A 12,892-nucleotide genomic window follows, 5' to 3' on the forward strand; every position below is an offset into this window, starting at 1 on the left:
GCGAACTAGCCTCGCGATTGATCACGAACGAGCCCGTTGGCCGAGCTTTTGGTCGCGGGCCGTCGCGAGCGCAGTCGAAATGCGGGAATCGTGATCGCCACGATCATAATCGTCAACGCAATCGGCAGCGGTACCACGGCGGTGCTCAGGACGGCGATCGCGAGCACCCAAACGCTAGGGTGTAAGATCCAGCGTCGGTATCGGCCGCGGAACGGCCACAGCAACACAATTGCCAACGCGAACGTGACCAGCGTAATCATGTTGAACAAGCTGCGTTGCAGGATCTCATGCTTAGCGAATCGAAGTTTCAGAACGGGGACTTCGTCGAGTGTTTGCAATTGCCGCGTTTCGAGTCGCTCGTAGTCACGAAATCTCGACAGGGATAATAAAGGTCTTGGCAAAGAGGTGTCCGCCGTCATGAACCGGCTGGCAAACGCCAGCAACCGTCGGTCAAGTTCGGTCCAGCGGGGATCGATCGGATTTAGCGATGGCGGTTCAGTTGTCGCCGACGCACTGTCTGTTTCCGCTGTCGCATCGGCGGAACCGATTGGCTTGGGTGTCGGGCTCTCGGCAACTGGACTGTCGGAGGTTACTGCTGCCGCGTCCGGGCGAAAATGATGGCCGGCGAGCGTGGCGATCGTGTTGTAGCGGGCGATCCAAGGCAATAGCCAACGCGAAATTTCGGCGTCACTGCGTTCGGCCAAAAGGTCTCGCGATCGCTCAATCGCGACGACCACGCTTTCGGCAAGTGACAACGCCATGTCATTTGCGGCAAGGTTGTTCTCTTCTGGCCGAAGTTCAGACGAATCGGCGATCGAAAGGATGCGTGGTGTTTCGACCGATGGGGCGCGATAAATGGTCAGCCACTGTGTACCGAGATCGATTCCGAACGGTTGACACAGGTAATCGCGAATTTCTCGCTCTGGTGCAGTGACTTCTAAGAACACTTCGATCGATTGTGGCAACCGACTGTATGCGAGCGGAATGCGAATCTGTTTTTGCTCAGACAGTTGCGATTGATCGAGTAAATTGTTGGCCGCGAGTTGCATCGATAGGTCGATTTCGCGTTGGGCGGCCCAAACACCTATGCACTTCGCTTCTAGAGGCAACGCTAACGCGATCTCTTTACCCTGCTCAGGAAGAACATCAAAACGTTGGTAAACAACCGCTCGCTCTCCTGCCAAAAAGACCCTCGCATCGCAGCTCAATACGACGGGGTCGACGGCGGCTTGCGATAACGGCTCCAACTGTACCGACCAGTTTCGTCCGACAATGGTGTAGGCGGAATACATTTCGGGTTCCTGGACCAGGTCACCAAACGGCTGTGACCATTCTGAACCGAGTTGCCCGTCCCGCACTCCTCGTCGACGCCAATCGATTGCTTCGGTGGTCAATCGCTTTGGAAGTGCAATTACACGCTGCCCGTTCACATTGCCCAGCACCTTGATATCGGGAACGGTGACGCGACCCTGATCACGGTTGTCAAGTTTGCAACGCACCAGAACTCGCTGTTGTGTTCCCTCGCCACGCTTGCTGGCGTCGCTATCGAAATGGATACGAGCCACGCTGACGACGGAGTCATTTGAGTTACGTACTGACCAAACATCCGCATTTTCGACTAACACGTCGCGCGCCCACGCACCCGGGATTTGGACGTCCACATAATCTGGAACACGGTTCGAAGTCAGTTGCAAGAACGTGTCGCAAGTCCACTGGCCATCAAGGTATCGCATCAGAGAAGTTTGGTCGCAGTTGACCGCGGCACCTCGCGGCAGCTTGCGAACGTTCAAAGAATTGAATGCGAGTTGCGATCTTCCGTCGTCGCTTGTCGTCGCCGCGAGCGTAGGCGGCGTTGATTCCACGACCGGAAGCTGTCCGGCAAGTAATTCTTGTCGTCCAACGCTTGGCGGTTGGATTGCGGATGCTTCCGAGTCACGAATCACGTCGACACGTACATGCTTGGAACGCGTTACACGGTAGCTGATTGAAGGTCGCAATGAGCCCAGCGTGTCAAACAGTGGCACTTCTACCTTGCCGTCACCCGGAAGCCCTGCCTGGCAAACCAGTTCGATTTCCATTTGACCGTCGATCCGCCGATCGCCGAGCGACACTGCCAAGCGGCCGTCTGGCAAACGTGTTTGAGCGGGGGCGGTGATCGGTTCGCTATTGATCGATTGCCGTAATAACTGAAATTGCTTTGGGATCGCCAACAGAACGCGGTTGGTGACCGGTCTTGGGTCAATCACGATGGCGTTCAAAGTCAACGTCAGCGATTGTGAGTCGACGTGCAGGTGGTGCTGCAAAACCAGCGATGCTTCGGCATCTTTATCACGCCAAAGTGCGAACGATGGAAAGTCGTCATCGACTAAAAATGCTCTGGCGAGCGGACCTGAATACCCAACCCAACGATTTAAAAATTCGTCAGAACTGACCGCTACTGAGGACGATGTCGTTTCAGTCAAACGGACCGCAGGCGCAGATTCGATGCCGAACATTGTCTGCATCGGCTGGCCCGAGTTAGTTGCGACTACATCCGGGACGGGAAGCAATTTGCGATCTTCGGTCGACGTGGGATCGTTCAACAGCGACGGCAAACGCCAGAATAGGCGAATTGGGGCTGGGGAATCCGATTGCTTGATGAATTGATAGACACCAACGGTGCTGAGCGCGGATTGCTCATCAAGTGGACCTTCGGCGCGACTGCGTTGGCTCAATCTCCATGAGCTTGGGTCAAGATTGGTTGGTGGTGGGCCAAGAATGGTCAGGGAAAGTGTTTGCCCGCTTTCGATCAGCGAATCCGATTTGATTTCACATTCGACGATCGTCGATTGAACGCCCGACGCAATACGATAGGTCCGACGAAGTGGCTGTGTGCGACCGGTTTCGGAGCGACGTTCACGATGGCACTTAATCGCAATTTCACTGACCGGTCCCAGGTCCGCTTCATAGCGTCCTAGTTCGGGGCGTGAAAGAGTTTTTCCATAGGGCGTCCCCAGCGATTCGATGACGATTTCTCGCGGGGCCTCCACAATCAAATTGGCCATGTGAACCGTAGGGATTCCCAGGCGAATCGTATGTGTCAAGCTCTCGTTTTCGGTTGCGGTATCAACCTCCGATTCAGAAGCTCCGTCCGCCGATGACGCATCGCTGTCGATGACGGTGCTACTTCCATTAGAAGAGACCGCTATGGTTGGAACGAACGTGACACGAAGCCCGAATTGGCGAGCACGCGGCGTATCCAAAATCACCCCTGATTTTGTATCGATTGTGAAGCGGGCGATTTGGGCTTCGTCGCCATTGAGCACTTCGATGCGACGAATCGAATCGGGACGCAATGGCAGGTGCAGCTTCGTCGACTCGCGTTGCGTGACGACTTGGTATTCCGCTTGGATTTCAGCGGTCAAGTCGCGCGTCGACTCTCGGGACGGTTCAAGGATGATACGATAGCTTGCCGATTGAAACTGAGCTTCGAGGGCAAGCTCTGGGTTAACACGATTCCGGATTCGGTCGTAGTCACTCTTCGATAAGTAAACTTTGTCTCCGGTCGGTTGATGAGAACTGTCGAGTGGCAGCAATAACTCGATCGGCCCACCATCTTGAGTCGAGGGAGGATCAACGGGAGCGGGTTGCGCGGAAACCGTATTCGCGACACCGAAGACCAAACCGATAATGAACACCCAGATCGATAAAGTCACCGAGAAGTCCGGCGACGCTTTGCCACCGGTCGGGTGTTGTGTTGTTCCATTCGTCTTAACCACATTGTCGTCTGGGACGTCAAACTTTCGGTGATCCGTGATCACGTGCAGCAGCCCGCCGAGCGCGATCGGAACGGCGACCCAAATCATGATCGGCAGTTGCCATTGCCAAAAGATCACCGACGCACTGGCCGCGAGCACAACGCCAATAAAAAGAAGGTTGATCCCCAGACGCAGGTACTTGGCCAGCATCCAGGATATTTGAACGACGGCCAATGCGAACAACCAGCTGATTGCCAAAGCGATCTGTCCCGGCATAATCCAGAGCGTCACCCGCGTCGTCTCTAATCCAATCGGAATTGCATTGTCATTCGACGTGGAAGTCCCGGCCGTCTCGCTGTCTTGTGACAATTGCTCGACCGCCGAAGGAGAACGCGAAAGATGCAATAGAAACGACGTCGGATCAGTCTCGTATTTGATCTGCTGCTCAAGGACGTTGCCTTCGATCGCAACACGTGGTGCCACACAAGCTCGCAACCAGCCTTCCGATTGGTGTCTCCGCCGCATGGTCAATGAAACTTTGTCCGTCGGCAGCTCGGGGGTAAACCAGATGCCGTCATTCGATTGGCTGATCTGCGGAGTTTTTCCGTTTAGCTGTAAACTAACGATTTCCAAATCGTCGTCGTGAACGACATGAATCAATTTGCGTGTCGACAATTCCGCAGAGAGTTGGACGACGTCTTCCAGACGCCCGTTCGCGATCACTTCGGTGGTTTGTTTCCAAATCAAGCAGCTACGTGATTCTGCCGGGACACGGTGGATCGTGATTTCCGGGCGAAGTGCCGGGTCATATCGCAACCGCTGTGAAAGATCGTCGTTTTCAGTGTCGTCATCGGTAGGCGGAACGACATCATCACCGGGGACAAGCGAAACGCCTTCCGGGATGTTGGTGATTTCCCATGGCTCTGCCAAAAACAAATCCGCGTTTTGGCTGCTATCATCGCGAACACTCGGTAGCTGCAATTTGACTTGGTTTTCGGGAATTGGAAGGAAGCGTCGCCCGATCAATTCGTAATCCGTGAATTCGCGGCCTTCGAGTCGAATGACATAGGTGCCCAACGGATCGTCGGCCGGTACTGTGATGTCCGATAGCGGCAAGCTAACGGTGGCCGATTGGTCGACCCGACGAAGTGACCAGTCGAATGCTTGTGTGTGTTGCGTTCCGGTTAAGACACCGAGTTCACGGATCGGTTGCGAGGTTAAGGAGCGAATCACAATGGTTTCGACCAATCCGCCGTGCTCGTTGGTCAATACATGTTTCAGCGAAACGCCAATCGAAACGTCAACAGGTTCCAATTCCAAGGCCGGAAGTTGGCCCGAGTCGGATTGCAACAAAACCGTTTCGGCATTGGGTTGGAAAAAGGCGACGGCTTGTTCGTCAAGTGACTTGAGGTCGACACGATCGGGCAACAGAACACTGTCACCGTTCCAACGCCGTCGACCCGGTGCTTGAACAGCAATCACATAAGGCGTCAGGCTATCATGCGGACGGACGATCCATGACGAGGGCACACGCAGGTTTTCGCGGTTGCCGAGCAAGTTGCGTCGCGAGACGATTTCCAAATCGATTTCGGGTAGTCTGGATTCCGAAGGCGTGGGCCAAACCGAGAACGAACGCGACTTGGGACCAACATTGATACGTCGGCCCGATTGAATGATGCGGACTTCCTCCACCAACCAATCTTGGTGAGAATCGATCGTCATCGGCGACAGGTCAGAATCGGAAAGTTGGTAGCGAATTCTTGTGGTCGCGTTGATTGCATGAACCGGTTCTTCGCTGACCCGCACTCGCGTCCAAATGTGTTCGGTAACACGCGACCGTTTGTGAATCAATCCGATCGTGGACCAAACTAAATCGTTCGAAGTCCCGTCCGACATTGAAACGATACTGGTCGATGGCCCTTCGCCGGAGAGAATTGTTTGGTCTGGTGAGACGACTTGCTGCACCGACTGTTGCCAGCCTTCCGGCAGGTTCCACTTCGCAACCTCAATCGGCCCATTGATCGTGACACGTGCGGTCGTCGTCGTCGGACTCCAGAACACGCTTTGGTCCATGGGGACAACCGACGGCAGCGGACACAAACCGTCGGCTAGATTCCAAGCCGAGTTTCCAGTCACGGTCAGCGTCATTAACTCGCTGATCGATTCATCGGGACTCGTGTCTGGCACTCCTTCTTGGACCGGCGGCGCATCGTTTTCCGGAAACTTGCCGGGGATTTGAATGTTGATGATCGCTTGTCCGTCCGTTCGCCGAATCACTTGGAAGTTTGATTCTGCAAAATTCAATCGCACGTCAGCGACCATGCCGACGGGACAACGCAAGCGGAGTTGATCGCGTCGCTGTGGCATTTCGAACGAAAGGTGGTGTGTCCATTTCACACCAGAATCATCGATTTCGTACTGCTTAGATTCGCGTCGAACGATCATCGCGTGGCCGCCAGATTCGGAGACTCGTTTCCGCGCGAAAATCTCCACACGCTGTAGCCCGCCGGCTTCCAAGACGTACCATCGGATCTCGCCTGATCGTGTTTGCACGTCCGCATCCGGAGGTGGACCGGCTCGTTCAATAAGTACACCTTGACGCGTTTCCAGCGTCACATCCTGGTCGACCGAGAGGATCAAACGTGTTTGGGCCGAACGCGGCAATCGCAGGTCGAACTTCCGAACCGAACCGACTGCTTCGCCTCGGAGCGTCCAACCGAATTGGATCTCGGACCGGCGTGCTGCCAACCGACTCGCATCGAGTTCATCGCCGCTGCGATCGGTGTCTGCCGCAGCGGTTGATTCGTCGTTGGCCGGATCGGGGGCGTTATTGTCCGCTTCCCGAGCAGGAACGACGGCGATTAGTTGGCCGTCGACGTCAACCTCGAATCGAGACTGTGCCAAGCCGCTCGGACTCGCGGCGCCACGGACGATTGCGCGGCGCGGGGTGATCGCCAAGTTGACACGTCCCAAGTTTTGACGCACGCCATGGTCGGCGGCGTGTTCAAACACCAATACGCTTCGATCACTAATTAGCAATTGGTCATCGAGTCGAATATCGTAAAACGAACTCAACAATCGCGTTTGCGTTTGCCGCTGCGTTTGATCTTCGGTTTGACGTAACAACTGATGCAACTCACCGAGTGCGACCGGAATGAAGTCTTTCGGGATCAGGCCGACGAGCTGTGATTGATAGACACCGATCGGCCGGAAAGGCCGGCCGTCAAAGTGATCGATCGGTAGCGTCACGCCAACGGATTCGTCGTTCGGGGATTCGACTTCAGCGTCAACCGTCGTTGCCGGATCGCTACCGCCTGGCGTTGACGCTTGCGTCGGATCACTCTCGGGGGCCTGAGGTTCTTGGCCGAGCAATGAACCGGGCGTGAGCAACGTCAGTGCCACAATCGACAAGGTCAGCAAACGACCGGCGATCACGATGAAACCTCGTCCGGCGCCGTCGTGATGTCTTCGGGGCCGATCGAATGTGTCACCGCAATACTGCTCGGTGAGCGAAATTCAGCGGGGCGTCCGGAGCGCGACGAGGGAGCGTAGCGTGATGCGGTTGCACGAGAGACTTGACTGCTGCTGAGAACACGCGATGGCGTCGGAATCACCAAGCTGCGTATCGCGAGCATCACCGCGACGACGATTAGAGCCATCATCGAAACCTGTCCGACCAGCACCGTCGCATCGGGAGCAACAAATAGCAATCCAGCAATCGCAACAATTCCCAACAGCAACGTCACCGGGTGACGTGTCGCCGGAAAATAGGTAAGGATCGCGGTGCAAAAGACGATTAGATTTGCGACTGCCATCCAGATCAACGTGCGAGTCGCCGTCAGCGCTTCAAAGGCACGGTCATCCATCGCCGAGAACAGATAACGGTTGCCGCTGTTCGGCAGCGGAGTCAATTCGACGAATTCTGCGTCGGCTTGAACCATTCGGTTTACTAACGCCGTTTCGCCCAGCAGTGGTTGGCGTACCAGCCATCGGTCAAACGTCCATTTCATCAGTCTTCCGACCGAGGGATTGGCACGCAGCAGGTGACTATTAAACGGCGTGGTCAATTGCCAATAGACTTCTTGCACGCCCGGGCCAAGCGTTGCGATCGGTGCGACGTTTTCGATGAGTCCGGTGGCCGGACGATCGTTCCACAGACGAATGTCGACAACGTGACGCTGCCGACCTTCCTTCGTAAGACGCAGTATCAGCTTTTGTTCGGCGACACGAAACGCGGCCGGTTGGCCGTCGACCATCACCTTGATGTCTGGGTTGCTGCCCGCAGCCAGTTGGGCTCGCAATTCACCGGCGCCCTCGACGATTGCGATCATTTGGTCATGCTGTGCGACCTCGTTCACAATCGTTCGGGTGAATACCTTTCCAATAGAAAGTTCACTCTGTAATTGCGCCTTCGGCGACAATCGCAATTGGATTGGTGCCTTTGGCAAGTTGCGATATTTCAGGTTGGTACCGTCGGCAAAGTCATCGACCGGTTCCAAGACGTTCTGTTGGTCGCCCAGTAATTCGACATCGATGTCCCCGCGCAGCGTGATGTCTTCGACCAACGGATATGGCATCGCAAAAACGGCCGAAGCCGATTTGTCTTTTTCGGCAGCACGAACTGGCCAGCCACGCTGGAAGCGAATTTCCATCGCGCCGTCTGCCAACGTGTCGGAAACGATATCAAAGTAGTCGACGTCGACTGATTCGCTAGCGATCGATTCTGTCGCCGGATCGATCTTCACTGGGACCAAGCTAGCCGGGCGACCTTGGACGAGGACGCTCCAGTCTGGCTTCGTCTTCGTCGGAGTTTCACTGATCGTTAAGGGCGCAGGTTTGTTTGAATTTGTCGTCTCTGTCGTCGAAGTAGCGGTCGTGCTGGACTCGACCCCAGTGACTCGTGGGACCGCGATACGCAAACGCCCTTCGAGATCGGTTTGTGACTGTATTTTCCAACGGACCACCGTATCGACTTGCTCGACTTCCAATTGAACTTTGGCGTCCAAGGAATCAAAGACCAATCGCGGTGGCTGTTCGACAAGGTCCCCGATCACTCGTGCTTCGGCATCCGAAGGGACGATCGCAAATTTACGCAGCGATTCGTCTTCTTCGGAGTCTTCGGTCGGCTGTCGCTGCAGGTTTTGTGAGCGGCCAAGATCAACGACCAACGCCTTACGTCCCCGGCTGCTGAGTTGGACGAGCGATTCAGTTACGGTGACTGGTTCTTGCCCGTCGCTCGGGGCGACAATTCTGGGGATCGTCAAATCGATTTGCTGAATGCTTTGTTCATCGATCGCCGTATCAAAAACACGTCGCGCCTTGATCAGGATTGGAATCGACTCTTCCATCCCCGTGTACGCATTTTCAATTTCGATGTACGAGTCGCGATCATAGCGAGCGATTCGCGCGCCGGTCCGGGCATTTTCCACTGACAGGATCTGCCAGCCGGCCATATCGAGCGTCAGTAATCGACTGGGGCTGCTGTTGCCTGCCGAGCGAACGTCCATCGCCATGTTGGCGTAATTATCTCGCAATTCGATAAACGTGGACGCGGTGATGCGAACCTCACGTCGGGTCGCGTCGAGCCAGATCGGAAGATGGAATTCGCCGCGGACAAATTGGAATTCGTGGACGTTCTCACCGCCCGCCGGGTCATCGGCATCACCGCCGGCGATCTTGGTCACCGACGGACGCTCGCGCCATCGCAGTCGATAGTCAGGTCCCGCGGTGATCCGAACGGTCCCGCGGCTTCGTACAGCGCTGACAACCGTTGGGACTTGGAAACGCAGCGGGTCTGCTGCGGTCGGCGAATCGCTAGCTAACTCGACACGAAACGACAATGCGATACTTTTTTGACGCTCGACTTTGGGAATGTTGACTTGGTACAGGCCGCCTTGGTCCGAATCGGCTTCGGCGGTTTCCAACTGGCCAAATTGGCCACCACCGATCAGACGCGGATTTTCGGTCAGCGTCGCATTCTCGGGCAATTGAAGCTGGAAACTGGAGATCGGCCCACGCGGATCGCGGATCGTCATTTCCACGTTCTGGATGAACGGTTCCTGCGGCGAGTTCCAAGTCACCGAGACGTCACTCGTTGACTCCAATTGTGGCGTCACAATCGGGTTGTCTTGTTTTCCCCACTGAAGTGTGAATTTGCCACCGCTACTGTCGATATGAAACTGAGTTCGACCGTTGGCATCGGCACTGGTTTCGATCACTTCGTCGTCGCGATCCGGAATCTGTCCGACAACATCACTCGCATCGGTCAGTAACTTGATTTGAGTGGGAGCGGGCGGCAGTCGAAACTCAATTGCCTTGAAGCCGTCGTTCTCAACCCGCGCCGACATCTGCATTCGAAATGCCACCGTCGTGTCGGACTTCACCGCAGCCAGCAATTGTTGCACGCCGGTTTGTTGATCGATGTCGAGCGCCAGCTTGTTTTCATTGTCGCGTCCGAGAAAGAATTCGGCCGGAGCCAAGCGATGAAAATTATCCATCGCCATCGGGATCTCCACCGTTTCGTCACCCGTCGCATCGACCGCCACCCGGACTTCAACAGTGAGTTCCGCACGATTGCCTTCGACGCGTCCGTCGATCAAAACACTCTCGAAGATAAATCGACGCGATTGGTTTTCGGATTCCTGTTCAAGCTGCCACCATTTTTCGTAAGTCATCGGTGGCAGGTAGATCGGCGACTTGGAAATGTCGAACACAATCATCCCTTTCATCGGGATCTTGCCAGGCTCCGAGGACGGGGGCAGCGTCGGAGGCAGAATCACATCCGGTGGGGGATAGGTCCCGGGCGGCTGCGCGCTGACTGTCGAAACGATTCCGGTCAAGAACATCAGCGCGCAACACAACACCACTTTCATTGGCTTTGAGAACAAAGCCGAAAAGTCGGTGCAGATGTCTGGGCGAACCATGCGTTACCGGGATGCCAAGAGCTTGGTGGTGGCGGTTTCCGCAACTCCAACCGTGGAATTGCTGCCCAACAGGTCGTTGATTCGTAATGCGCTACGCCATGAAACACAAATTGGTTGCATCGCGACACGTCACGGAATCTGAGAACTGCTAGGTGTCTGGATAAGTGATAAGTGCGGTCGGCGTAGCTCCAGGCGATCTTCACCCCGCAATGTTTGTGACATGCCTCTAGTTTACGCAGACAGCCTAGCCGGAAACAGCGAATCCTGAGCAGGGATTCCATGTTTCATGCAGCGCAAAAGGCGATTAAAAGCGAAAACCGCAAAACCGTCACAAGTGGATGCTGTTTCAACCAACGTTGACGCCACCGCAGATTGCTCATTCTACCGCAGAAATGGCAGAAAAGTTCGCTACGACAGCGGCATCGATGACTATGGCGGACCACTTGCCGCAAGAACGTTTAGTTCAGCGGTATTGGGCTTGTCGCAAGTGCTTGCGCGGCCGCGGTCAAGGTCGCTTTGTCAATCGAGTTGCCGGATCGATCGACCAGAACCCACGGTCGGGCACGGCGGATGACGCCTTTTTCAAGAAACTGGCCAAACAGTCGCAGACGGGTCGCACCGGGCGATTCAATTTGGTCCGTGAAGGGGGCGTCTTGGGCCCCTAAGATGATTGCCGCGGAAACGCCTTGGCCTTCGATTGCATAAGCCATCGCGTTGGCGCTGGGGATTGATTGAACGCGGCCGGTGCCAATGTCAGTCAGCAAATCGATCGTCGGGTGCGAGTCCAGCAACGTGGTCTGAACAGATACCACCCATTCGAACGCCAATCTGTTCTCGTCTCCTTGCCAATCGGGAATGGCAACGGGACGAATCATCAAACCATAGCCAAACTGTTGCTCCGCGGTTTGCGGGAAAGCTTGGTGCAATTCGTCGGCGCGGACAAATTGTTCATCTAAGGCAGGCAGCGACTGGTCACCGGGATGGCAAAGTCCCACGGTGTACGCGCCAACTCTTAGCGATGCGCCAAGCGGCATGGCGGAAACATGGTCGTGATTGAGACTGTCGAATCGCCAAACCGAGTCGTTCGATTGCCAACCCGCGATGCCGATCCGATTTGGAGCCGTCAACCACATCCAACCAATTCCCAAATGATGTTCAGTCAAAAAAACAAACGGGCCAACGTTGCTAGAAACTCAAACGTTGGCCCGACGATTCTGTCGCGATCACAATTCCGCAATCGCAAACGATAGTGTGGAATTAGCCAGCGTATTCGGCGCCGAAGAATTCTTTGCTGTCGTCGACGTTCGGTTTGATCGTGCGCGAGCCTTCTTGCCAGTTCGCTGGGCAGACTTCGCCGTTCTCTTCGAAGAACTGAAGTGCTTTGACCATACGCAATGCTTCGTCGACGCTACGGCCCAACGGCAGGTCGTTGACGACTTGGTGACGGACAACGCCTTCTTTGTCGATCAAGAACAGGCCACGCAGTGCGACGCCGCCGTCAAGCAGAACGTCGTAGTCACGCGAGATCTGTTTGCTGAGGTCCGAGATCAACGGATAAGAAGTCTTGCCGATACCGCCTTGATCACGTGCGGTGTTGGTCCATGCCAAGTGAGTGAAGTGGCTGTCGATCGATACGCCCAAGATTTGGACACCCTTGGCAGCGAAATCGGCTTCACGATCAGAGAACGCGATGATTTCGGTAGGGCAAACGAACGTAAAGTCTAGCGGCCAGAAGAACAGCAGGACGTACTTGCCCTTGTAATCGCTGAGGGAGACTTCCTTGAATTGCCCGTCGGGCATGACCGCTTGTGCTTTGAAGTCGGGCGCTTGCTGTGCGACTAAAACGCTCATGGATTCTGCTCGGATTGCGAGTTGCGAAAGTTATTCGTGAGTCTCGGCGCCGGTTGTCAGCCGCTTGTGGCCAACGAAAACGAATTTCGGCGGCACCGAGAGGACTCGGAGTCGTGCAACACTATCGAGCAGCTAGCGGGATCCGACAAGGCGGCAACCAAAATTCCGCGTGCCGCCAAGTCGGATGTAAAAATACCGGCCACTTTATTCGGCCGGCGGGCGACCGCTTTATTCAGCCGGTGGACGGCGGGGCCGATCACCGCCAGGGGCGTCACCGTCTTGCGGGCCACCGTCACGTCGACCGGCACCGCGCGGAGGACCGTTGCGATCGCGTCCGCCACGACGGGCTTCCATCATCTTTTCCAGCTCCTCACGCGAAAG

The 12,892-nt window shown here is 55.6% G+C and carries 4 protein-coding genes; all 4 read right to left on the minus strand.

What is annotated here, in order from left to right; genetic code table 11:
* Positions 1-5 precede the first annotated feature (5 nt).
* Positions 6-7,172, minus strand: coding sequence for a hypothetical protein (locus tag CGZ80_RS04610; protein WP_094411817.1), 7,167 nt, complete (start codon positions 7,170-7,172; stop codon positions 6-8).
* Positions 7,169-10,660 (minus strand): hypothetical protein, encoded by a 3,492-nt coding sequence (locus CGZ80_RS04615; RefSeq protein WP_094411819.1) that lies wholly within the window; start codon positions 10,658-10,660, stop codon positions 7,169-7,171. Before CGZ80_RS04615 ends, CGZ80_RS04610 begins: the two co-directional genes overlap by 4 nt.
* 458 nt (positions 10,661-11,118) lie before the next feature.
* The gene (locus tag CGZ80_RS04620; RefSeq protein ID WP_103296372.1) at positions 11,119-11,793 is read right to left on the minus strand and encodes a hypothetical protein; all 675 of its coding nucleotides are present in this window, start codon (positions 11,791-11,793) and stop codon (positions 11,119-11,121) included.
* A gap of 124 nt (positions 11,794-11,917) precedes the next feature.
* The gene (locus tag CGZ80_RS04625) at positions 11,918-12,511 is read right to left on the minus strand and encodes a peroxiredoxin (protein ID WP_094411823.1); all 594 of its coding nucleotides are present in this window, start codon (positions 12,509-12,511) and stop codon (positions 11,918-11,920) included.
* Between the last annotated feature and the right edge of the window lie 381 nt (positions 12,512-12,892).

The organism is Rhodopirellula sp. MGV, from assembly GCF_002251265.1.
Lineage (GTDB): Bacteria > Planctomycetota > Planctomycetia > Pirellulales > Pirellulaceae > Stieleria > Stieleria baltica_A.

Excerpts from the sequence above, each read along its gene's own strand:
- CGZ80_RS04625 (WP_094411823.1), bottom strand. The coding sequence starts at position 12,511 with ATGAGCGTTTTAGTCGCACAGCAAGCGCCCGACTTCAAAGCACAAGCG.
- CGZ80_RS04615 (WP_094411819.1), bottom strand. The coding sequence starts at position 10,660 with ATGGTTCGCCCAGACATCTGCACCGACTTTTCGGCTTTGTTCTCAAAG.
- CGZ80_RS04620 (WP_103296372.1), bottom strand. The coding sequence starts at position 11,793 with ATGTGGTTGACGGCTCCAAATCGGATCGGCATCGCGGGTTGGCAATCG.